Source organism: Amycolatopsis kentuckyensis (assembly GCF_041679295.1).
In the GTDB taxonomy this organism is placed as follows: Bacteria; Actinomycetota; Actinomycetes; order Mycobacteriales; family Pseudonocardiaceae; genus Amycolatopsis; species Amycolatopsis kentuckyensis_A.
This window is the reverse complement of record NZ_JBGDMD010000004.1, coordinates 502,848-525,223: the sequence shown is the minus strand read 5'-3', so window position 1 is coordinate 525,223 and position 22,376 is coordinate 502,848. Positions and strand designations below refer to the sequence as shown.

General features: G+C 73.0%; 16 protein-coding genes. 10 read left to right on the top strand and 6 right to left on the bottom strand.

Annotated features, from left to right (window positions below; all coding sequences use genetic code 11):
- The first annotated feature begins 2 nt into the window (after window positions 1-2).
- Complete coding sequence (locus tag ACERZO_RS19075; RefSeq protein ID WP_372666030.1) at window positions 3-1,448, top strand: serine hydrolase; 1,446 nt, start codon at window positions 3-5, stop codon at window positions 1,446-1,448.
- Complete coding sequence (locus ACERZO_RS19070) at window positions 1,445-2,620, top strand: glycosyltransferase (RefSeq protein WP_372666029.1); 1,176 nt, start codon at window positions 1,445-1,447, stop codon at window positions 2,618-2,620. Before ACERZO_RS19075 ends, ACERZO_RS19070 begins: the two co-directional genes overlap by 4 nt.
- A gap of 213 nt (window positions 2,621-2,833) precedes the next feature.
- On the opposite strand, the gene ACERZO_RS19065 is transcribed toward ACERZO_RS19070, so the two are convergent.
- Complete coding sequence (locus ACERZO_RS19065; RefSeq protein ID WP_372666028.1) at window positions 2,834-3,694, bottom strand: EamA family transporter; 861 nt, start codon at window positions 3,692-3,694, stop codon at window positions 2,834-2,836.
- A gap of 83 nt (window positions 3,695-3,777) precedes the next feature.
- Here ACERZO_RS19065 and ACERZO_RS19060 point away from each other — a divergent pair, with 83 nt between their 5' ends.
- Together ACERZO_RS19060 and ACERZO_RS19055 are read left to right on the top strand one after the other, a co-directional pair.
- A complete protein-coding gene (locus ACERZO_RS19060; RefSeq protein ID WP_372666027.1) occupies window positions 3,778-4,665 on the top strand; it encodes a LysR family transcriptional regulator in 888 nt (295 codons plus the stop codon).
- A gap of 245 nt (window positions 4,666-4,910) precedes the next feature.
- A complete protein-coding gene (locus ACERZO_RS19055; protein ID WP_372666026.1) occupies window positions 4,911-6,059 on the top strand; it encodes an MFS transporter in 1,149 nt (382 codons plus the stop codon).
- 329 nt (window positions 6,060-6,388) lie between these two features.
- Here ACERZO_RS19055 and ACERZO_RS19050 read toward each other — a convergent pair whose 3' ends face one another.
- Window positions 6,389-9,220, bottom strand: coding sequence for a helix-turn-helix transcriptional regulator (locus tag ACERZO_RS19050; RefSeq protein WP_372666025.1), 2,832 nt, complete (start codon window positions 9,218-9,220; stop codon window positions 6,389-6,391).
- A gap of 943 nt (window positions 9,221-10,163) precedes the next feature.
- Here ACERZO_RS19050 and ACERZO_RS19045 point away from each other — a divergent pair.
- From ACERZO_RS19045 to ACERZO_RS19025, 5 genes are all read left to right on the top strand, one after another.
- Window positions 10,164-11,162, top strand: coding sequence for an ABC transporter substrate-binding protein (locus ACERZO_RS19045; RefSeq protein WP_372666423.1), 999 nt, complete (start codon window positions 10,164-10,166; stop codon window positions 11,160-11,162).
- Between the two features lie 148 nt (window positions 11,163-11,310).
- Window positions 11,311-11,697 carry a YciI family protein gene (locus ACERZO_RS19040; RefSeq protein WP_372666024.1) on the top strand — a complete coding sequence of 129 codons (387 nt, stop codon included), beginning with the start codon at window positions 11,311-11,313 and terminating at the stop codon, window positions 11,695-11,697.
- Entirely contained in the window at window positions 11,697-12,911 is a 1,215-nt protein-coding gene (locus ACERZO_RS19035; RefSeq protein ID WP_372666023.1) for an RNA polymerase sigma factor, read from the top strand. Before ACERZO_RS19040 ends, ACERZO_RS19035 begins: the two co-directional genes overlap by 1 nt.
- Before the next feature lie 365 nt (window positions 12,912-13,276).
- Window positions 13,277-15,514, top strand: a complete 2,238-nt coding sequence (locus tag ACERZO_RS19030) for a molybdopterin-dependent oxidoreductase (protein WP_372666022.1) — start codon at window positions 13,277-13,279, stop codon at window positions 15,512-15,514.
- Between the two features lie 55 nt (window positions 15,515-15,569).
- Window positions 15,570-16,808 carry a prolyl oligopeptidase family serine peptidase gene (locus ACERZO_RS19025; RefSeq protein WP_372666021.1) on the top strand — a complete coding sequence of 413 codons (1,239 nt, stop codon included), beginning with the start codon at window positions 15,570-15,572 and terminating at the stop codon, window positions 16,806-16,808.
- Here the strand turns inward: ACERZO_RS19025 and ACERZO_RS19020 are convergent.
- From ACERZO_RS19020 to ACERZO_RS19010, 3 genes are all read right to left on the bottom strand, one after another.
- Window positions 16,805-17,635 (bottom strand): FAS1-like dehydratase domain-containing protein, encoded by an 831-nt coding sequence (locus ACERZO_RS19020; RefSeq protein WP_372666020.1) that lies wholly within the window; start codon window positions 17,633-17,635, stop codon window positions 16,805-16,807. The genes ACERZO_RS19025 and ACERZO_RS19020 overlap by 4 nt on opposite strands.
- Window positions 17,632-18,777 carry an acyl-CoA dehydrogenase family protein gene (locus ACERZO_RS19015; RefSeq protein ID WP_372666019.1) on the bottom strand — a complete coding sequence of 382 codons (1,146 nt, stop codon included), beginning with the start codon at window positions 18,775-18,777 and terminating at the stop codon, window positions 17,632-17,634. Before ACERZO_RS19015 ends, ACERZO_RS19020 begins: the two co-directional genes overlap by 4 nt.
- Before the next feature lie 103 nt (window positions 18,778-18,880).
- Complete coding sequence (locus ACERZO_RS19010) at window positions 18,881-20,278, bottom strand: hypothetical protein (protein WP_372666018.1); 1,398 nt, start codon at window positions 20,276-20,278, stop codon at window positions 18,881-18,883.
- 254 nt (window positions 20,279-20,532) lie between these two features.
- On the opposite strand from ACERZO_RS19010, the gene ACERZO_RS19005 reads away from it, so the two are divergent.
- A complete protein-coding gene (locus tag ACERZO_RS19005) occupies window positions 20,533-21,483 on the top strand; it encodes a helix-turn-helix domain-containing protein (RefSeq protein WP_372666016.1) in 951 nt (316 codons plus the stop codon).
- A 149-nt stretch (window positions 21,484-21,632) separates the two neighbouring features.
- On the opposite strand, the gene ACERZO_RS19000 is transcribed toward ACERZO_RS19005, so the two are convergent.
- Window positions 21,633-22,373: a D-Ala-D-Ala carboxypeptidase family metallohydrolase gene (locus tag ACERZO_RS19000; protein ID WP_372666015.1), complete on the bottom strand. Its 741-nt coding sequence runs from the start codon at window positions 22,371-22,373 to the stop codon at window positions 21,633-21,635.
- Window positions 22,374-22,376 lie beyond the last annotated feature (3 nt).

Here is a 22,376-nt window from a genome sequence, read left to right as displayed (position 1 = left end):
GCGTGCTCGACGACGTGATGGGGGCGCTCGACGCCGTTCTGCCCCGGCTGGCCGCCGTCACCGGCACGCCCGGGGTCGCCGTCGCGGTGGCGACGAGCGAGGACCTGCGGACGGCCGCGACCGGGTTCGCCGACCTGGCCGCAGGCACGCCGATGACCGCGGAAACGCCCGCCCCCGCGGGCTCGCTCACCAAACCCGTCACGGGCTTGGCGTTCATGCAGCTGGTCGAGGCCGGTGTGGTCGGCCTGGACACGCCGGTCGACGACGTGCTGCCCGCGGGACTGCGTGGCGACGCGCAGCCCGTCACCACCGCGATGCTGGCCTCGCACCAGGGTGGCTACTACAGCGACATCGTCACCGCGACGGCGTGCGATGCGCCGGCCGAGCCGATCCTCGACTACGTCCGGCGGCGGCACGAGGCCGGACGTTCGGTGGAGTACGGCGGGGCGCTGCCGCTGGTGACGGCGCCCGGCCCGTACTCGTACTCGAGCTTCGGCGTCGGCGTGCTGGGCGGCGTCGTCGAGCACCTGACCGGCGAGCCGTACAGTGCCCGCGTCGGCCGGGAGGTGTTCGCCGCGACCGGGATGACTTCCACGGGCATCGACGACGGCACGGGGACCCCTTCCGGCGCCACCGGGTACGCGGCTTTCGGCGACTTCTGCGTGCCGAGCCCGCCGTTGCGCACGGCGGCGTACCCGGGAGTCGGGATGTACACCAGCGCGGCGGATTTCGCGCGGTTGCTGCAATCCTTGCTGCGCGGGGGCGTGGTCTCGCCGGACTCGCTCGCGGCGATGGTGACCCCGCGGGTCGAGCGGCCGAGTCCGCACGGCGTGCGGTCGTTCTCCGGGTTGACGCTCGAGCTCGCGGACCCGGACCTGGGCGAGGACTGGTGGTGGGGGCACACCGCGGCGTTCCCGTGGGGGTTCTGGTGGGAGGCGCGGGTCTGGCCGCACCGCGACCTGGCCGCGGTGGCCGTCGGGACCCGGTGGGACATGGCCCGGTTCCACAACCCCGCCTCCCGCAGCGCCCCGGGCCTGGCCGTGGAGTGGGCGGGCCGCTGGGCGGTGTCCGGTGCGCCGGCGAAGCTGCCGGACCTCGACGGGCGGCCCCGGTGGACCGGGCCGCGGCCCACCCCGGAAACCTCGCGCTGGATGGGGGTGCTGGTGGGCGAACGCACCCACGGCCTGCTCGGCGTGCCGGAGGCGATGCCCGTCGCGGCGCTGACCGGCGGGGCGCGCTCCCTCGGCGACGGGGACGCGCGCGGCTGGGACCCGGAGGCGTTCGCGCGCGGGGTGGCGCAGGCGCGGGCGGTGGCGCCGGACCCGGCCGCGCTCGGGGTGCTGGGCCGGGAGCTCGGCCCGGCCGCGGCGCTGTGGATGCTGGAGTGCGGGGCCGCGAGCGCGGACGTCACGATGCCGGTCGGCTTCTACGCGGGGGCACCGCGGTGACGCGGGTGCTGCTGTCCACGTACGGAACGCTCGGGGACGTCGAACCGCTGGTGGCCCTGGCGGTGCGGCTGCGGGCCCTCGGCGTCGACGTGCGGATGTGCGTCCCGCCGGAGTTCACGGACCGGATCGCCGGTCTCGGGATCGACGCGGTGCCGGTCGGACCGCCGGTGCGGGCGCTGACGCGCGGGGCGACCCCGGCCGAGCTGACGCGGTACCGAGCCGAACTCGTCGAAACGCAGTTCGAGGTTTTCCCGTCGGTTGTCGAAGGTTGCGACGCGCTGGTGGCCGCCGGCTTGGCGCAGGTCGCGGCGCGGTCGGTGGCCGAAGCCGCGGGGATTCCCTACGTGTACGTGACTTATTCGGTGGTGAATTTGCCGTCGCCGCACCACGCGCCGCCGCCGCGGCCGGGCTGGCCGGAGGGCGACGGCAGCGACCACACGGCGTCGTGGGCGGTGGACGCCCAGCGGGTGAACGCGCAGTTCCGCGAGCCGCTCAACCGCCACCGGGCCGCGCTCGGCCTGGCCCCGGTGGACAACGTGCGCGACCACGTCTACTCCGACCGGCCGTGGCTGGCGGCGGACCCGGTCCTGGGGCCGGCGGTCCCGGGGCTCGAGGTGGTCCAGGACGGGGCGTGGACGCGGGTGGACGAGCGGCCGCTGCCGCCGTCGCTGGTGGAGTTCCTGGAGGCGGGCGAACCGCCGGTCTACGTGGGTTTCGGCAGCATCGGCCCGGCGCCGGACATCGCCCGCTGGTCGGTCGAGGCGAGCCGCGCGCGGGGGTACCGGGTGCTGGTGTCCCGCGGCTGGGCGGACCTGGCCGTGGCCGGCTGCTTCACCATCGGCGACGTGAACCACCAGCGCCTGTTCGGCGAGCTGGCGGCGGTGGTCCACCACGGCGGCGCGGGCACGACGCAGACGGCCGCGCGGGCAGGGGTGCCGCAGGTGGTGGTCCCGATCCGGGTGGCGGACAACCCGTATTGGGCCGAGCGGGTGGCCGCGTGCCGGGTAGGCGCGGCACTCGACGGCGCGACGGCCACGTTCGAGTCACTGAGCGCCGCGTTCGACACGGCGCTGGAGCCCGAGACGCGAGCGCGGGCGGCGGCTTTGGGTGCGCAGATGCGCACCGATGGGGCGGCGATGGCGGCGCGGCGGTTGGTCGACGAGCTGCGGTGAGCCGCCGGGCTCGCTCAGGCCGCCTCGACGCTCCGAGGTCAGCCACCGGGCTCGCACGAGCCGGGCGCCTCGACGCCCTGAGGTAAGCCGCCAGGCTCCCTCGAGCCGGCTGCTTCGCAGGGCCGGCCCGCTCTGAGTTGCGCCACCCGGCCACCCTGCCACCGAACGTCTTGAATGACTCATTCAGGTCTTCGGGGGTCCTGAATGAGTCATTCAAGACACGGCAGGCTGCTTCACCGGCTCCCGGGCACCGGTCCGCTCGGCACCGACCCCCGCCACCACGACGAACGCCACCCCGGCCACCGCGGCCGCGTCCGGGACCTGGTGCAGCACCACCAAACCGATCACCAACGCGATCGCGGGCTCGAGGCTCATGAGCGTCCCGAACGCCGATGTCGTCAACCGCCGCAGGGCGAGCATCTCCAGGCTGAACGGCACCACCGGCAGCAGGACCGCCAGCCCGAGCCCGGTCAGCAGGAGCTGCCACGTCAGGTGCCCGAGCACCGCGGGCCCGTACACCAGCGTCGCCACCAGCCCGGCCACCGGCATCGACACCGCCAGCCCGCGCACCCCCGCCACTTCGTCGCCGACCCGCTGCGTCAGCAGGATGTAGCTCGCCCAGCACACCGCCGCGGCCAGCGCGAACCCCACGCCGGCCAGGTCCGCGCCGCCCTGCCACGGCTGCGTCAGCAGCACCACGCCGACCGCGGCGAAGGCCGGCCACACCTTCCTGCCCCCGCGGCCGCGGGTGATCGCCACGGTCAGCGGCCCGAGGAACTCCAGCGCGCTCGCCGTACCCAGGGGCAGCCGCGCCACCGCCTCCATGAACAGCATGGTCATCCCGGCCGTGACCACCCCCAGCGCCGCGCAGGCCGCGAACGTCGTCCGCCGGAACGACGACGGCCGCGGCCGCACCAGCACGACCAGCAGCACGCCGGCCCACGCGAGCCGCAGCCAGGCGGCTCCTTCGGGGCCGATGCGGTCGAACAGGCCGATGGACACGGCGAGACCGAGCTGGACGCACAACATGGCCGCGACCGCGAGGGTCGCTCCGGAACGGGTCGTGGGTGGCACAGTTCCAGGAAATAACCCACACACCGTTCGCGTCCACTTGCCGGTGCTGGACAGTCCATTCAGGAATCATGGACAATCCGGCCATGGACACGCGCCGCCTGGAATACCTCCTGGAGCTGTCCCGGCACGGGTCGATGCGGGCCGTGGCGGACGTGCTCGGCACCACGACGTCGACGGTGTCCCAGCAGATCGCCGTGCTGGCCCGGGAGGTCGGCACGCCGCTGCTCGAACCCGACGGCCGCCGCGTGCGCCTGACCCCGGCCGGGCGGCGGCTGGCCGACCACGCCGTGACGATCCTGGCCGCCGTCGAGGCCGCGCACGCCGACCTCGACCCGCACGCCGAACCGGCGGGCACCGTCCGCGTCGCCGGGTTCGCCACCGCCGTCCGGCGCTCGGTGCTGCCCGCCGTGGCCCGGCTCGCCGGGAGCCACCCCGGTGTGCGGGTGCTCGTGAGCGAGTTCGAGCCCGCCGAAGCACTGGCGGCCCTGCTTGCGGACGACCTCGACCTCGCGCTCGTCTACGACTACGACCTCGCGCCCGCCACCGTGGACCCCGCGGTCGCCGTGAGTCCACTGTGGACAGCGGCGTGGGGCCTCGGCGTCCCCGCGGCCGACGCGCGCCGGGTGCGGGGCGAAGGGACTCTCGCCGTCTTCGACGCCTTCCGCGACCACGACTGGATCGGCAACTCCCGCAACACCGCCGACGAGGACGTGCTCCGCACGCTCGCGTCCATGGCGGGGTTCACGCCGCGGGTCGCGCACCGCGCGGACAGCCTCGAACTCGTCGAAGACCTCATCACCGCGCCCGGCCGCGGCGTCGGCCTGCTGCCGGTGGGGCGGCCGACCCGGCCGGGGGTCGCCCTGCTGCCGCTCGCCGATCCGGCTGTCCGGCAACGGGCTTTCGCGTGCACCCGCCGGGGCCGCGCCGCGTGGCCGCCGCTGGCGCTGGTGCTGGACTTGCTGACGCACTGACACCACCCGGCCGGTCCGCGGTCGCCCGGATGGGTGCTTGCGCGTCAGCCGACTCCCCAGTGTCACCGCGAACCGGCCGGTCGTGCCGATGCACGCCCATTCGCAGGTCCGGTGGACGACGTAGAACCGTTGACGCACAACGGACCTTCCGGCCATCCGTCAGGTGACGGATGTCTGATCCACGCGTTCCGCGAAGCATTGTTCCACGGGGCCCGCCGCTCCGACCTCGAAGCCGAGGAGGAGCGATGTCTCGTGCTACCACCACCGCCTCCACCGTTGTGATCTTCCTCTTGGCCATCAACCTGCGGCCCGCCGTCACGAGCCTGGGTGCGGCCCTGCCGGACATCTCCGTCGCCGGCAGCCTCGTCGCCGCGGTACTCGTCGCGTTGCCGCTGTGGGCCATCGGGCTCGGCGGCTGGGCGACGCCGTGGCTGTGCGGCCGGGTGGGCGCCCACCGGACCGTCACCGTGGGCCTGGCCGGGCTGGTGCTGTCGCTGGCCGGCCGGGTGCTCGGGGGCTCGTCTCAACTGCTCGTCGGAACGGCGCTGGCGTGCCTGTCCATCGCCGTGCTCGGCACCATGTTGCCGTTGCTGGCCGGGGGTTCCGCCGCCTTCACCTTCGGGCTCGGGCTCGGCAGCACGGCCGGCGCGCTGGTCACGCCGGCCGTGGTCATGTCGTCGTCGTGGCGGTACGCCCTGGGGCTGTGGGCGATCGTGGCGCTGCTGACCATGCAGATGTGGCAACGCACTCCCGACGAATCCCTCGTGGCGCCCCAAAAAGCGGCCGGAGGGCCGCCGGCCGCCGCGCTGACCATCCACTTCGGACTGATCTCGACGGTGACGTTCCTGGTCATGGGCTGGCTGCCGGGCATCCTGCGCGACGCGGGCGTCTCGCCGACGACCGCCGGCACGTGCCTCGCGGTGTCGATGGCCATGGGGCTGCCGATGATGCTGCTGGTCCCGGGCTGGACCCGCCGGTGGCGCAACCAGACCCTGCTCGTCGTCGTCCTGGCCACGCCCAACGTCATCGGGGTGACCGGCCTGCTCCTCGCCCCGGCGGCGGCGCCCTGGCTGTGGGCCGTGGCGACCGGCGCGGGCATGGGCTCGCTCGCGTTCGTGCTGACGACCATCTCGTTGCGCAGCAAGGACAGCTCGCTGTCGCTGTCCGCGATGGTCCAGGGCGTGGGATACCTGATCGCCGGCTTCGGCGTGCTGGCGTGCGGCTGGCTGCACACGCACACCGGCACGTGGCAGACGCCGCTGGTGCTCGTGCTGGCGATCCTGCTGGGCCAGATCACGAGCGGGCACGTGGCCGTGACGCGCCGCACCCCGGCCCGGGTGGCCCGCACGATCACCGTGCGCCCCCAGGGGAACGCGCCGGAGGTCGGAGTCTGACTTCAGCCCCAGGCGGGTTGCCGAGCAGCGGCTTCCCGCGCGATGCCGACGCGCGGGAAGCCGCACCCAAACCGGCCGAGGTCACCGCCGCCGCTCAGCCCGGCGCGGGCTGGTGGCGAGCGGCCTTCCGGACGATGCCGACGCCCGGAAGGCCGCGCCCACACGCACCCGGCCGCCTACGGCGGTCCCACCCCGGCCGAGCCAGGGCCCCGGCAGCCGAGTGCCGCGGCCGATCCCGCCCCGGCGAATGCCTTGAATGACTCATTCAGGTCTTCGGAGGTCCTGAATGAGTCATTCAAGACCTCCGAGCCGGGCACTTCGCCGACCGCTCAGCCCGACGCCGGCTGGTGGCGGGCCGCTTCCCGGGCGATGTCGATCCGCGAGTGGACGCCCAGCTTGTTCAGGATGTGCGAAACGTGCGTGCCCACCGTGCGCGGGGACAGGTACAGCCGGGCCGCGATCTGCGGGTTCGACAGCCCCTCCACCACCAGCGCCGCGATCCGGCCCTCGGTCGGGGTCAAGCTGTCCCAGCCGTGCGTGGTCTGGCGGTGCTTCACCGTCGGGCCGCGGCGGATGCCCAATGCCCGGAACATCGCGCGCAGCCTGGCCACGTCCCACTGCGCGTCCAGCTCCGCGTACACGTCGGTCGCGTGGGTGAACGCCGCCCGTGCCGAACCGCGGTCTTCTTCGCGGCCCTTGGCGAACGCGATCGCCGCGGCTTCCAGCGCCCTCGCCCGGGACAGCGGGCGGCCCGCCTCGTCGTAGGCGTCGGCCGCTCGCAGCAGCATCGTCCCGTCCTCGTCCAGCAAACCGCGGCAGTACAACGACAGGGCGCGGCGGTGCGGGATGGGCGACTCGGCCGCGAGCGCGCTCACCCGGGCCTCGATCTGCGCGACCGTGCGGTCGTCGCCGGTCGCCGTGGCGAGGCGGGCCGCCTCGGCCAGCAGTTCCTGGCTCGCGTCCTCGCTGGGCATCGCCGCGGTCAGCACCGCCAGCGCCCGCTCCGGCGCGCCCGCGTGCTCGAACGCGAGGCCGCGGGCCCGCGCCAGCGAATCCACCACCCGGTCGCCGATGCGTTCCGCGTGCAGCGCCGCGACGTCGAGGTGGCGGCGGGCGTCGGCCGTTTCGCCGCGGTGGAAGTGGATGATCGCCGCGACCCCGTGGTCGCCGCACACCACGGCCGGTTCCTTGCGGTCGTCCGGGACGACGTCCACCTCGGCGAGCGCGTCGTCCCACCGGCCCGCCCCCAGCAGCACGTGCCCGATCCCGCTCTGGGCCTGCGCCAGGCGCACGACGCTGCCGGTGCGATCGGCCAGCTCCCGCGCCTGGGCGGCGGCGGCGAGCGCGTCGCTGAGGCGGTCGAGCGCGCCGAGGGTGACCGACTGGTTGATGCGCAGCAGCAGGGTGAGGTCGATCAGCGCGGGGTCGCCCCGCACGATGGCCATCGCGCGCTCGAACAGCGGCAGCGCGCCGGCCCAGTCGCCCCGCGACATCGCGGCCAGGCTCAGCAGGTGCAGTGCCCACCCGGTCGCCCAGCGGTCTTCGGCCGGGCCGAGCTCCACCAGCGCCGCCGTGGCGACCTCGCCCGCGGTTTGCACGTCCCCGAGGTCGCGGTGCGTCCGCGCGATGAGCACCAGCAGCTTCGCCCGGTGCCGGGCTTCCAGGCCCGGCTGGGTCAGCGCCTCGTTCAGCGCGGCGAGGGATTCGGCGGCGCGACCGGTCGCCCCGCGGCACTGGACGACCGTCGTGTGCAGGTCGACGCGCACGTCGGGGTCGCGGACGCGATCCAGGGCGCGGCAGGCGATCCGCTCGGCCTGGGCCAGGTTGTCCACCTGGTAGTACGCGTCGGCCAGCCGGCAGGCCAGCGCGCCGGTCACGGCGTCGTCGAGCGGCGCGTCGCGCACCGCCCGGCGCAGCAGCGCGACGGCGACCACCGGCGCCTGCCCGATCAGCAGCGTGGCGACTTCGAGCAGCCACCGCACCGCCCACGCGGGCACCGGCACCCGGCTGTCGGTGGTCGAGACCATCGGCAGCAGCTGCCGCGCGACGCGCTCGACCGGGGCGCTCGCCTCGGCCAGCGCCCACGCGGCGGCCTGGTGCCAGGCGATCCGGACCGCCGTCGGCATCTCGTCGTACAACGCCGTGCGGATCAGCGGGTGCCGGAACGCCAGGTCGTCGCCCGCCGCCACGAGCACCCCGGCCGCGCGGGCCTCGTCGAGGGCGGGCAGCAGGTCGGCGAGCGGGGTGTCCGTCACGGCCACCAGGTCCGCGACCGAGAAGCCGACGCCGAGCAGCGCCGCCGCGCGCAGCACGCCCTGCGCCTGCTCGCCGAGGAAGCCCAGCCGGTCGGCGATCGCCTCGGGGAGCGAGTCCGGCGTCGCCGCGCCGGTCAGCTCCACGATGCCCGCGGTGTCGACCTCCAGGCACGAGCTCCGGCTCAGCGCGTCGACCAGTTCGGTGAGGTACAACGGGTTCCCGGCGGCGCCGTCGGCCAGCTGCGCCAGCTCGGCGCCCGGTTTACCGCCCGCCAGCGCCGCCACCAGCTCGAGCGCGGCCGGTTCGGCGAGCCGGCCCAGCCGCAGCCGCCGGTCGGGTCCGACGATCCGGAAGAGCGACCGCAGGTCGTCGCGGCGCGGCACCGGGCGCAGCACGCCGATCAGGAGCAGCGGGAGCTGCCGGACCGCCCGGGCGAGCCGGCTCCACACCGCCACCGTCGTGCGGTCGGCCCACTGCAGCTCGTCGACGACCAGCACGGCCGGCCCGGCCTGGCAGAGCTCGTCCACCAGCGCGATCAGCTGCTCGGCGGCCGCGGCGGCGAGGTCGGCGCCCCGGCCCGAGACGGCTCCGCCCCGCAGCAGCTCGGAGATGGCCTGCCGACGGGGATCCCGCGCACCCTGCGTGACACCCAGGGCTTCCAGGAGCGGGAGCAGCGGCAGGGCCTGGCCGAGCTCGTCACCGGCTCCCCAGTACACCTGGCAGTCCGCGTCCGCGGCCGCGGCGCAGGCGGCCCGCACCAGTGCGGACTTGCCGACCCCCGGCTCGCCGTCCACCAGCACGGCGTTGCCTCGACCGGCCGCGACACCACGGATCCAGCCGACCAGCCAGGACAGCTCACTGTCCCGTCCGACCAGCAGTTCGGTACCGTCCGTGAGCGGTCGCACACCCGGAATAATAGAAGTAAAAGTTGTTCCCCAACAAGAGGTTTGCCGGAACAACTCCGATCGTCCGGGTAAACATCAATTCCGGTAAATTCGCCGACTCGTGATCCGGCCGTGATTTCCGCTGGTGGACGAGGAGGGATCACCAACCGCCGGGCCGTCGCGGCGGAATGGCGAATGTCGACCATTCTCACTGCGGGCGCTCCGGGTGCGCCCGCAGTGTACGCCACCGGCGACAAAATGCGACCGAACCGGTGAAACCGCGGCGCGACGGCGGTTCGGCCGACGAATGACGGGACACCTCCGGGATCGACAGCGCATTCGGGATTTCTCGCCCCCGAGCGCCACCCACCCGCCAAAGCCGGCGTTCGACGATTTCGACCCGGCCGCACGATCTTCCCGCGAGCGCGTTTGCGATTATTCCGAAACTCCAAACCCCCACGAGGGGGCGCTCGGCGGCCGTCAGGTTTCCCAAAAGCCGGCCCCCGCCGGGCCAGCCGTGGCCGACCGCCGCGGATCCGTTGTTTTCCGCTCCGGCCGCCGCCGTCGGACCACGTTTTCCGCAGCCGAGCCATCCCTTCGCCGCAGATCATCGGTTAACCCCAATGGCCCATCGATACCCCCGGCCCCGGTCACGCAATGACGTTCGGCAAACCCCGCCGAGCGGACCCGAATCCGCGCCCCCAGCGGCCGTCCGCCCGGGAAAACAGCGGCCCACCGCCTTTTCGCCACGGCGATTCGTAGCATTCTTCGTTATCTCCGGATCACCGGCAAGATCGTCGATCAAGAATGCCTGCGGCCATTCTGGTGAAATCCCGTTTTCGCCCGCATCCCGCGTTGTCAAGCGTTGAACCGGCTCCTACAGTGGCCTGCCTGACGCCGGGGAATGATTCACACGACTCCCCTGGATTCGGTACCCTCACTCACCTCCTTCGAGGAGCAGGCCTTGTTTGGAATCGTCAGGAGCAGTGGCCGGGTTCGCGCCGCGCTCGCCCTCGCCGCCGTCACGGTCCTCACCGGCTGCGGGGCACTCGGATCGGCCCAGCCGAACGCCGCGGCGAGCAGCGACCTGGAGAAGTCGACGCTCAAGGTGTCGATCTTGCCCACCACCGACCTCGGGCCGTTTTGGCTGGCCCAGGACGAAGGTTTCTTCAAGGCCGAGGGTCTCACCGTCGACTCCGTCATCGCCGCCAGCGGCCAGGCTTCGCTGACGAAGGCGATCTCGGGCGAGGCCGACATCGCGTTCTCGACCTACCCGCCGTTCTTCACCGCGACCGGCACCGGTACCGCCGACATGCAGCTGGTCGCCGACGCGACGTCGGTCAACGCCAAGAGCAATGCGATCGTCACGGTGCCGAATTCGCCGGTGAAAACAATCTTCGACCTGGCCGGCAGCAAGATCGCGATTACGGCCAAGAACACCGCGTCGGATCTGCTCACGCGCTCGGTGATGCAGGACCACAACGTCGATTTCGGCAAGGTGAAATGGGTGCTGATCCCGTTGCCGAACATCGCCGCCGCGCTGCAGCAGGGCGAGGCCGACGCCGCTTACCTGCCGGAACCGTACATCACCCAGGCCGCCAAGACGGCGGGCGCGATTCCGGTGATCGACATCAACACCGGCGCCACCCAGGACTTCCCGCTGACCGGCTACGGAGCGACGCGGAAGTGGGTCCGGGAGAACCCGAAGACCCTGGCCGCGTTCCAGCGCGCGATGCAGAAGGCCACCCACGAGGCCCTGATCGACCGCGCCAAGGTCGAGCCGCTGCTGGTGCGGTTCGCCAAGATCGACGAGGACACGGCCAAGCTGCTCACCCTGCCGGGCTACGGCTCGATCCTGGACTCGCGGCGCCTGCAGCGCGTGCCGGACCTGTTGCTGCAGCTCGGCGCCATCCCGAAGCCGATCGACGTGAACTCGATGATCGGCCCGCAAGCCGGAAGATGACCTCGGCCCACCTCGTCCGCGCGGCGGTACGATCCCCACCGGGACCGGGCGTCGGAAAGTTTTTCCTCGGCCGTGTTGATCCGCGCGTCGCCCGTTCGACAAGAGGGGGCGAGGGCCGAGAGGCGGCCCCGCGGACGAGGAGAGCACGATGCCGCAGTACATGCTGATCATGCGGGGCACCGACGAGTCGAACGCGGCGATGATGGCGACCATCGACGAGATGATGGCCACCAGCCGCCGGTTCATCGAAGACCTGGTCAAGGCCGGGGTCTACGTCGCGGCCGAAGGGCTCGACGACCCGAAGCTGGGCGTCGTGGTCGACTTCGGCGGCGAGACCCCCGTGGTCACCGACGGGCCGTACGGCGAGACGAAGGAGCTGTTCGGGGGCTTCTTCCTGATCGACGTCGCCTCGAAGGAAGAGGCGGTCGAGTGGGCCAAGCGGGTCCCGGCGGCGCGCGGGGCCAAGGTCGAGGTCCGGCGGGTGCCCGGCTCCGACGAGGTCCCGGACGGCGCCGGCACCGACGGCCGGAACTGATGGGCCCGGCCGACGTCGAGGCCGTCTGGCGGATCGAGTCGGCGCGGATCGTCGCCGCGCTGACCCGGTTCACCGGCGACTTCGGGCTGGCCGAGGACGCCGCCCAGGAGGCGGTCGCCGAGGCGCTCGGGTCGTGGCCGCTCGACCCGCCGGCCAATCCGGCGGGCTGGCTGAAGGCCACGGCCCGGCGGCGGGCGATCGACGCGATCCGGCGCCGGACGGCGCTGCAGGACCGGTACGCCCTGCTGGCGGCCGACCCGGGAGCAGCGGAGGAGGCCGACCCCGACCGGATCGACGACGACGTCCTCGCGCTGATGTTCGTCAGCTGCCACCCGGTGCTCTCCCCCGACGCCCGGGTGGCGCTGACCCTGCGCGTGGTCGGCTGCCTGACGAGCGAGGAGATCGCCCGCGCGTTCCTCGTCCCGGTGCCGACGGTGCAGGCCCGCATCACCCGGGGCAAGAAGACGATCGCCGCGGCCGGCGTCCCGTTCGAGCTGCCGCCGCCCGCCGAGCGCCGCGAACGGCTGGGCGGCGTGCTGAGCGTCCTGTACGTGATCTTCACCGAGGGTTCGACGGCCACGTCGGGCGACCGGCTGCTGCGTCCCGACGTCGCGTACGAGGCGATCCGGCTGGCCCGGACGCTGGCCGCGCTGCTGCCGGACGAGCCGGAGGTGCACGGCCTGCTCGCGTTGTGCGAGCTGACGGCCGCGCGCTTCCCGGCCCGGACGGACGCGGACGGCTCGCCGATCCTGCTCGAGGACCAGGACCGGCGGCGGTGGGACTTCGCGGCGATCCGGCGCGGGCTGGCCGCGCTGGCCAAGGCGTCGGTCCGCGGCCTCGGCCCGTACGGCCTGCAGGCCGCGATCGCCGCGACCCACGCGTCGGCGGCCTCGGTCGAGGCGACCGACTGGGACCGGATCGTGGTGCTGTACGAGGCACTCGGCCGGGTCGCGCCGTCGCCGGTGGTGGAGCTCAACCGGGCGGTCGCGGTGGCGATGGCGTCGGGCCCGGAGGAGGGCTTGGCGATCGTGGACGAGCTGGTCGCAACGGACCGGCTGCCGGGATCCCACCTGGTCCCGACGGTGCGCGGCGAGCTGCTGACCCGCCTCGGCCGCCGCCGCGAGGCGCGCGCGGAGCTGGAACTGGCCGCCCGGCTGTGCGCCAACCAGCGCGAACGTTCGGTGCTGTTGCGGAAGGTGGCCGCGCTGGACTGAGCCGGGGCGGGCCCGCCGGCGGCCGCGCTGGGCTGGGCCGCGCGGCCCAGCAGCGGGACGTGGTTCCGCCGCCGGGCCGCCTCGATTGGCTTTTCGAGCTGAGCCAGGCTGAGCCAGGCCGAGCCGAGCCAGGCCGGACCGAGCCGAGCCAGGCTGAGCAGAGCCGGGCCGGGCCGGGCCAGATCGAGCCGAGCCAGGCCAGACCGAGCCGAGCCGAGCCGAGCCAGGCCAGACCGAGCCGGGCCGGGCCGGGCCGGGCCGGGAGAAACAACCGGCGCCGCCGCGGCACCGGCGAGTGCGGTCGCGCGCGTCCCACCACCAGGACGTGGTCCATACCGGGCGGCCGGCGCGGTTACCGTCGGGGCATGAAGCCGAGCACATCGCACTGGGGCGCCTTCTCCGCCGAAATCGACGCCGAAGGCCGGCTGCGCGTCGAGCCGCACCCTGCCGACCCGGCGCCGTCGCCGCTGCTGGGCAACCTCGCCGCCGCGCTGGACCACCCGAGCCGGGTGGCCCGGCCGGCCGTGCGCCGCGGCTGGCTCGAGCACGGTCCCGGCCCGGACGACCGCCGCGGCCGCGACGAGTTCGTCGAGGTGCCCTGGGACGACGTCCTCGACCGCCTCGCCGCCGAACTGGACCGCGTCCGGACCGAGCACGGCAACCAGGCCATCTTCGGCGGCTCCTACGGCTGGGCGAGCGCCGGCCGGTTCCACCACGCGCAAAGCCAGCTGCACCGCTTCCTCAACACCATCGGCGGCTTCACCGCCTCGCGCAACACCTACAGCAACGGCACTTCCTCGGTACTGCTGCCACACGTCGTCGGCGACACGCACGCGGTGCTGCGGCAAGCGTCGACCTGGCCGACGATCGCCGAACACACCGAACTGATCGTCGCCTTCGGCGGCGTGCCGGAAAAGAACGTCTTCGTCACGCCGGGCGGGGTCACTGTCCACGGCACCCCCGGCCACCTCGCCCGGTTCGGCGGGCGGGTCGCGCTCATCAGCCCACTGCGCGACGACCTCCCGTCCACAGTGGACGCCAACTGGTACCCGATCCGGCCCGCCACCGACACGGCGCTGATGCTCGCATTGGCGCACACACTCGTCGTGGAAGACTTGCACGACAAGGAGTTCCTCCACCGCTACTGCGTCGGCTACCCCGGCTTCGAGCGCTACCTGCACGACAAGACTCCGGAGTGGGCCTCCGGGATCACCGGCATCCCGGCCACCGACATCGTCGCACTCGCCCGCGAAATGGCCGCGAAACGCACCCTGGTCACCGTCACGTGGTCGTTGCAGCGCACCGAACACGGCGAACAGCCGGTGTGGGCGGGCATCGCGCTGGCCGCGATGCTGGGCCAGATCGGATTGCCGGGCGGCGGGTTCGGGCACGGCTACGGCTCGATGGGCGACGTCGGCGACACCGGCCCCGAGCTGCGGGTGCCGTACCTGCCCCAGGACGTGAACCCGGTCGAAGAGTTCATCCCGGTCGCCCGCATCGCCGACCTGTTGCTGCACCCCGGCGAAACCTACGAGTACAACGGCGAGACCCGGCGCTACCCCGACACCCGGCTCGTGTACTGGGCCGGCGGCAACCCGTTCCACCACCACCAGGACCTCAACCGCCTGCGCCGCGCGTTCACCCGGCCGGACACGGTGGTCGTCCACGAACCGCACTGGACGGCGACGGCCCGGCACGCCGACATCGTCCTGCCCGCCACGACGGCGCTGGAGCGCGAGGACCTCGGCTCCGGCCGCCGGGACACCCACCTGATCGCGATGCACCGGATCGCCGAGCCCGCAGGCGAAGCACGCGACGACTACGCGATCTTCGCCGGGCTGGCTCTCCGCCTCGGGGTGGAAAAGGAGTTCACCGAAGGCCGCACCCCGAGGCAGTGGCTGGAACACCTGTACGGCGGCTGGCGCGACGAGCCGTCGTTCGACGAGTTCTGGGCCGCCGGCGAGCTGCGGCTGCCACCCGGCCGCGAGCACCACACGCTGTTCGCGGACTTCCGCGCGGACCCGGACGCGCATCCGTTGAAGACCCCGAGCGGCCGCATCGAAATCACGTCGGCGACCGTCGCCGGCTTCGGCTACGCGGACTGCCCCGGCCACCCGGTCTGGCTGCCGCCGACCGAGTCCGGGCCGCTGTGGCTGATCGCGAACCAGCCGCACACGCGCCTGCACAGCCAGCTCGACGCGGGCGAGGTCAGCCAGGCGGGCAAGGTGGCCGGGCGTGAGCCGATCCGGCTCAACCCGGCCGACGCGGCGGCCCGCGGGATCTCGGCCGGCGACGTCGTCCGGGTGTTCAACGCCCGCGGCGCCTGCCTCGCCGGCGCGGTCCTCGACGACGCCCTCCGCCCCGGCGTGGTCCAGCTCGCGACGGGCGCGTGGTTCGACCCGGTCGAGGACCACCCGACCGGGCCGTTGTGCGCGCACGGCAACCCGAACGTCCTCACCGCGGACATCCCGTCGTCACGGCTGTCGCAGGGGTGCGCGGGCCAGCACGCGGCCGTCGACGTCGAACGCTTCGAAGGCCCGGTCCCGGGGGTGCGAGCGCACGGGGGAAACCGCTTTCCCGCGACCGGCGCGGCGCTAGACTGACGTGCCTGACCGGCACCGCTCCACCTGAATCCGCACCACGGACAAAGGAGTTCGCATGGTCACCGCGTTCAGCCGCCGCAGCGTTCTGGTCACCGGCGCGGGCGTCGCCGCCGGCCTCGCGTTGCCGGGTACCGCCCTCGCCGCCCCGGCCGCCGGCGTGGGCTTCACCCTCGACGCCGAGACGCTCGACGGCGGCGAACAGATCACCTCGCTCACCCTCGGCACGTCCCGGACCGGGCCGATCGACCCGGCGAGCCTGACCACCACCACGTTCACCGTGCACGCGAAGGCCACCAGCCCGATCGACACGGGCGGCCAGGACGTCGGCTACGACCTCGACCGGCCCGTCACGGCCGCGCGGCTCGACCGGCGCGGGAACATCGTGCTCGAGCTGAACCACGGCGAAGGCCGGACCGGCGGCGGCACGCTCGGCTACCTCAACAGCAAGAGCCGCAACGTAAGGCTCGATCTGGTCTACACCATCACACAGAACGCTCCACTCCGCCGGCACGGCCGCCCGATCACCTTCACGCGGTTCACCCAGGGCCGGCTGGTCAACCCCGAGGTCGACGCCTTCAGCCACCACGCCTCGCGCTCCGGCATGAAGTACCGGCTGTACTCCCCCGCGGCACGACACGGCCGCCGTCCCCTCATCGTCTGGCTGCACGGCGGCGGCGAAGGCGCGTCCCTGCCCGACGGCTACTACGACAACGAGACGACGTTGCGCGCCAACCGCGGCGCGCTCGGCTTCTCGACCCCGGAAGCGCAGGAGATCTTCGACGGCGCCTACGTCGTCGCCCCGCAGTGCACCGCCGCCTGGATGGACGACGGCCCCCGCTTCGCCCCGCTCATCCAGGAGATCATCCAGGACCTGCTCCGCACCCGGCCGGTCGATCCGCGCCGCGTCCACGTCGTCGGCTGCAGCAACGGCGGCTACATGAGCCTGAAGATGACCACGGTCTACCCGGCCACGTTCGCGGCGTCGGTGCCGATCTGCGGCGTCGTCGAGGCGCGGCAGGAGGGCAACCCGCCGCTGATCCCCGACGCCGAGCTGACCGCGATCCGCACGCCCACCTGGCTGGTCGCCTCCCGTGACGACGACACGGTGGACCCGCAGGCCAACTCGGTCCACGCGCACGAGCTCATCCCCCGCTCGACCCTGACGCTCTACGACCACGTCATCTGGAACGGCCACCAGTTCCCGGGGCACTGGTCGTGGATCTACGTGGCCCGCAACGACCCCAGCGCCGGCGGCACCCACGTCTGGCAGTGGATGGCGCGGAAGCGAGCCTAGGTCGCGGTGCCGGTGATCGCGGTGGCGCCGCCCTCGACCATGCCGGACAGGGCGAGCTTCCCGCCGTCGCGACGCCCGTGGGTCAGCACGGTCGCACCCGCGAACACCGGGCTGGACAACCGGTACGCGAACGACGTCACCGGCCGGTCACCGTGCCGGCGGGGAATCTCCAGCAACAGCAACGCAAGCAGCGGACCGTGCACGACCAGCCCCGGATACCCCTCGACGTCGGTCGCGTACGGCCGGTCGTAGTGGATGCGGTGGGTGTTGTAGGTCAGCGCGCTGAACCGGAACAGCAACCGGGGCCCGGTCGGCGTGCTGATCTTCCACTCGTGCGGCGGCTCGGCGGCCGGCGCCGGCTCGGCGAGCTGCCGCCGTTGCCCGGCGGGCTGGGACCGGTAGACGACGTCCTGGTGTTCGGTGAGCAGGAGTTCGGCGCCGCGGCGGTATTCGTGGCGGACGGTCACGAACGCCATCTGCCCGCTGCGGCCCTCCTTCACGGCGACCTCGGCCAGTTCGCTCCGGCGGTCGATCCGGTCGCCGATGCGGATCGGCGCGCGGACGTCCAGCCGGCCACCGGCGATCATCCGGCGCCGGTCCGGGATCGGCGGCAGGAAGTGACCCTCCGCCGGGTGGCCGTCGTCGCCGAGCGCGGCCTGCGGGGTCGGCTCGAGGAAGTGGAACCAGTGCCACAACGGAGGCAACGGCCCGGCCGGCGCGGGTTGGTCGAGCAGCGCCGCGAACGCCGTGGCCGGCCACGCGCCGATCACCTCGGACGTCTCGACGGCATCGGGTTGCCAGCCGGCGACCGCGTCCGACAGGTTCACTTCAGGCCTCCGCGAGCGACGAGCTGCCCGACGATGACGTTCTGCTGGATCTCGTTGGTCCCTTCCCCGACGATCATCAGGGGCGCGTCCCGGAAGTAGCGCTCGACGTCGAACTCCGTGGAGTACCCGTAACCGCCGTGGACGCGGATCGCGGTGAGCGCGACCTCCATCGCCGTCTCCGAGCAGAACAGCTTCGCCATTCCGGCTTCCAGGTCGGCGCGCTCACCCGCGTCGTACCGGCGCGCGGCGTGCAGCAGCAGCTGGCGGGCGGCGGTCAGCTTGGCCGCCATCGTCGCGAGGTGGTTGCCGACCGCCTGGTGCTGCCAGATCGGCTTGCCGAAGGACTCGCGTTCCTGGGCGTACGCCAAGGCGTCGTCGAACGCGGCCCGCGCGACGCCGGTGGCGCGGGCGGCGACCTGGATGCGGCCGATCTCCAGCCCGCGCATCATCTGCGCGAACCCCGCCCCCTCGGTCTCGCCGAGCAGCGCGGCCGCCGGCACGCGACAGTCGTCGAAGGTGATTTCGCAGCTTTCGACGCCTTTGTAGCCGAGCTTGGGCAGATCCTTCGAGACGGTGAACCCGGGCACCTTCTCCACCAGCAGGATGCTGATGCCCTTGAGCGCCGGCCGGGCTTCCGGGTCGGTCTTGCACAGCAGCGCGACCAGGCCGGACCGGCGCGCGTTGCTGATCCAGGTCTTGGTGCCGTCGACGACGTACCCGCCGCCGTCCTTGCGCGCGGTGGTGCGCAGGGCCTGCAGGTCGGAACCACCGCCGGGCTCGGTCAACGCCATCGTCGCGCGCAGCTCGCCGGTCGCCATCCGCGGCAGGTACCGCTGCTTCTGTTCCTCGGTACCGAAGGTGAGGATCAGCTTCGCGACGACGGTGTGGCCCCCCATGGCCCCGGCGAGGCTCATCCAGCCGCGCGCGAGCTCCTCGGTCACCAGCGCGTAGCACTCGGTGGAAACCCGCAGACCGCCGTAGGGTTCGGGGATGGCCAGGCCGTAGACGCCCAGCCGCTTCATCTGCTCGATGAGCTCTTCGGGGTAGGTGTCGGCGTGTTCGAGCTCGCGGACGACCGGGCGGACGTCGCGGTCGACGAAGTCGCGGACGGTGTCCACAATGGCCAGCTCGACGTCATCCACGGGCGGCTCCTCGGACGGTGGCTCCCCGAGCTTGCCACCGAACCCAGGCCGCCGCGCGGCGGTGAGCCGGGCGGCTCGCCACCGCCCGGCACACCGCCGTCGATCAGTTCGCGACGAACTGGATGACCCAGTCGCCTCGACCGTACGGCGGCGCGGAGACGTTCAGCTCGCTGTCGCCCGGGACCGCCGCCTTCCACGGGCCGAGCACCCGCAGCTCGTAGTTGCCGACCGGCACACCCTTGAACGTCGCGTAGCCGTTGGCGTCGGTCCGGGCGTACGCGCGGATGGCGCCGTTCTCGAGCAGCACCAGGTTCCGGTACGCCATGCCCTCGCCGGCGTCCAGTGCGTTGTCACCGTCCTTGTCGAGCCAGACCCGGCCGTGGGAGTCGCCCACCTTGCCGGGCACCTTGGCGGTCGCCGAGGCGTACGGCGCGCCGCCGGTGTGGCCGTCCTGGGCGGTGCAGTCGAGCCCGGTGACGCCGGTGTAGGCCGCCTTGTCGGGCACCTTGCCCGTCGCCGTCAGCACGATCCGCTGCCCCGCGGCCAGCGCGCCTTCGCGTCGCTGGTAGCCGAACGCGCCCCACTGGTCGTCGGTCACGGTCAGCTCGGAGCCGAAGCCGCCCGCGTCGCAGGTGAGGAACAGGCCGGTCAGCGGCTTGGTGCCGGAGTTGGTGAGCGTGACCGTCGCCTTGCCGGTGTCGCCGGCGGCGTAGCTCGCCTTGTCCAGCGTGAGGGTTTCGTGCAGCACGTCGGACAGCGGACGGGTGGCCGCGACCTCCAACGCCGTGTAGGCGCCCCGGCCGTCGAGCCGCAGGTCCGGCAGGGACGGCGCGACCCAGCCGCCGGGCAGCCGGTCGAAGCTCAGGTAGGCGGTCCGGGTCAGCGGCAGGCCGTCGTAGGAGAAGTGGCCGGTCGCGTCGGTGGTGGTGTACATCTCGAGCGTCGTGCCGACGCCGAAGAAGCGCACCCGGGCCCCGGCGAGCGCTTCCCCGGGCGACGGCTTGCCGTCACCGTCGGTGTCCCCGTACAGCACGCCGGCGACCCGCTCGGTGCCCGTCGCGAGCGGCACGGTGACCCGCTGGACGTTGTCGCTGTAGTCGGTGTCCCCCGCGCCGTACACCTCGACGTGCACGACGGAGTCGCCGTAGTACGTCGACCCGAGCTGTCCGGTGAGGTGGAGGGTCCGGGTCTCCCCCTGCGCGATGGTGGCGCCGCTGCCGCTGTCGTCGAGGTCGCCCCATTGGTGCTGGTCGACCCAGAAGTCCGTGCCGGACTCCGAGTAGGCGGTGCCGAAGGCGCCGAAGACGACGGAGTCCCCGATGTTGCTCACGGTCACGTCGAGCCCGACGTACTCGCCCAGGAGCCAGTGCCCCTGCTGAGCGACGACGCTGACTTTGAGGTTGGGCCCGGAACCGGCCCACGCGGGTGCGGCCGCGAATCCGGTCATGAGGAGTGCCGCGGCCAGCACCGACGCCGGCCGCGTGAATCTGCCGATGGGCATGGTTTTCTTCCCCCTTTTGGGTTGTAGGGGAAATTTAGGACCGGTCGCGGTGTCCGGGGAGACCGGAACGTTCCGCGGAACCGGTACGGCAACCTTTGCCGGGAGTTGTGCGTTCTCGCCCGGTGAACCGGCGGTGGCCGGGTCAAGCCCGTGCGGCCAAGTGGAGCAATCCGCCAGTTTCCGCCCGGCAAGCGGCGGGACGGTGTTAACTTCCGTCCGTCATCCGCTGGCCCGAGCGAGGTGTTCCCGTCACCGTGACAGTGCACACGGACAAGTTCGCCGCCTACCTGCGCAGGTTGAAGGACCGCAGCGGTCAGGGCTACGAACGGCTCGGCAGGCTGGCCGGCGCCAGCGGGTCCAGCCTGCACCGGTACTGCTCCGGCAAGAGCGTCCCCGCCGACTACCGGGTGGTCCACTCGTTCGCCAAGGTCTGCGGTGCCTCCGCCGACGAACTGCGCGAACTGCACCAGCTGTGGGCCCTCGCCGACGCCGGACGGGTCGACGAGGTGCCGGCCGAACGCGTCGAGACCCCCGCGCCGCCGCGCCGCCGCTGGTACGTCGCGGTGGCCATCGCCGTCGTGGTCCTGGTGGCCGGCGGGCTGTTCTGGGTCACCGCCGACGGGTCCGGGGCACCTCCCGGCCGGTACGCCGACCGCGTGCTGTTCTCCCCGGCCTGCCGGCCGCCGGTGAGCATGGGCCAGCACGACGAGTGCGTCACCGAGGTGCAGAACCTGCTGGTCTCGGCCCAGGGACGGCTCTCGGTCGACGGCTCGTTCGGGCCGGAGACGCTGCGCCGGGTCACCGCGTTCCAGGTGCTGGCCGGCCTGCCCGCCCGCGGGGTGGTCGACGACGCCACCAAGAGCGCGCTCTACGACCACCGGACCAGCCTGGCGGGGTGGTCGCCGGCCGTGGTGGAGCAGCGGATCCGGGCCGTGTTCAGCGAAGCACCGGACACCGCCGTCGCGATCGCCCGCTGCGCCTCGTTCCTCGACCCGCTGTGGGTGCTGCCGAACACGAACGGCAGCCGCAACTGGGGGATCTTCCAGATCTCCGACGCCCGCCTGCTGGACCTCGGCGGCACGCCGCGGCAGGCGTTCGACCCGGCCTGGAACATCGACGCGGCGCACCGCCTGTGGAGCGCGCGCCGCGACTTCCACGACTGGCCGGCCTGCTCGGCGGCCCTGCAGAACCCGCAGTCGCACTGAACCCCGGGAATTCGAAAGGGCGAAGCCCGCGCCCTCCGCGAGGGGCGGCCCCTGGGAGAGGGCCTGGAGGGCGCGGGCTTCGCGGCACGCTGACGCCGGAAACCCGCCTCGGCAGCGGGGTTTCCGGCGTCAGACCCCCAGTCGCCGGATCAGACCGTGCCGTTCTCCCACCACCACGAGCGGCCGAGGTCGGCTCGGCTGTCCACGTGCTGGTGGTCGGTGTTGTACGTCTCCAGGCCGGAGAACCCGCAGGTCTCGGCCTTCTGGTAGACGGTCTTGTTGGCCACGCCCGGCACGTCCAGATCGGCCGCGGTGCCGTACAGGTGCATGCTGTCGCTGGCGCCGCCGATCTCCGCGTTGTGCGCGATGCTGCGGAACCCGGAGTTCACCGTGATGGGCGTGTTCCCGAGCTTCTTGCGCAGCGCCTCGAGCTTGTACATGCAGCGGCGGGCGTTTTCCCTGGCGGTGGCCGCGCTGACCTTGCCGCCGTTGAAGGTGCCGCTCACCCGGTCGGTGAACTCGCTGAAGTTGAAGTGCGCGGTCGAGCCGTCGCTCTGCTCCAGCGCGTTGAGCGCGGCCTGGGTGGCCGGCCCGACCTGGGCGTCCGCGCCGAGGCCGTAGGCGGTCTGGAATCTGCGGACCGCGGCCGCCGTGCCGGGCCCGAATACGCCGTCGATCGAGACGCGGCTCTGGCTGGCGTGGTCGGCCGCCCAGCCCGCGACGCGGATCTGGAGTTCGGTGACGTCGGCACCCGTGTTGCCCTGCACGAGGGTGCGGGACCACGAGTACGCCTGGGCCGTGCCGGCCAGCAGCAGCGGGCTGACCGCCGCGGCCGCGCCGAGCACCACCGCGCCGCGCAGGACCGTGCGGCGGCTGAGGGGGAGAGTCATTCT

Coding starts and splice junctions, on each gene's coding strand:
- ACERZO_RS19060 (WP_372666027.1), top strand. CDS start 3,778: ATGGACACGCGCCGCCTGGAATACCTCCTGGAGCTGTCCCGGCACGGG.
- ACERZO_RS19055 (WP_372666026.1), top strand. CDS start 4,911: ATGTCTCGTGCTACCACCACCGCCTCCACCGTTGTGATCTTCCTCTTG.
- ACERZO_RS19040 (WP_372666024.1), top strand. CDS start 11,311: ATGCCGCAGTACATGCTGATCATGCGGGGCACCGACGAGTCGAACGCG.
- ACERZO_RS19035 (WP_372666023.1), top strand. CDS start 11,697: ATGGGCCCGGCCGACGTCGAGGCCGTCTGGCGGATCGAGTCGGCGCGG.
- ACERZO_RS19030 (WP_372666022.1), top strand. CDS start 13,277: ATGAAGCCGAGCACATCGCACTGGGGCGCCTTCTCCGCCGAAATCGAC.
- ACERZO_RS19025 (WP_372666021.1), top strand. CDS start 15,570: ATGGTCACCGCGTTCAGCCGCCGCAGCGTTCTGGTCACCGGCGCGGGC.
- ACERZO_RS19010 (WP_372666018.1), bottom strand. CDS start 20,278: ATGCCCATCGGCAGATTCACGCGGCCGGCGTCGGTGCTGGCCGCGGCA.
- ACERZO_RS19000 (WP_372666015.1), bottom strand. CDS start 22,373: ATGACTCTCCCCCTCAGCCGCCGCACGGTCCTGCGCGGCGCGGTGGTG.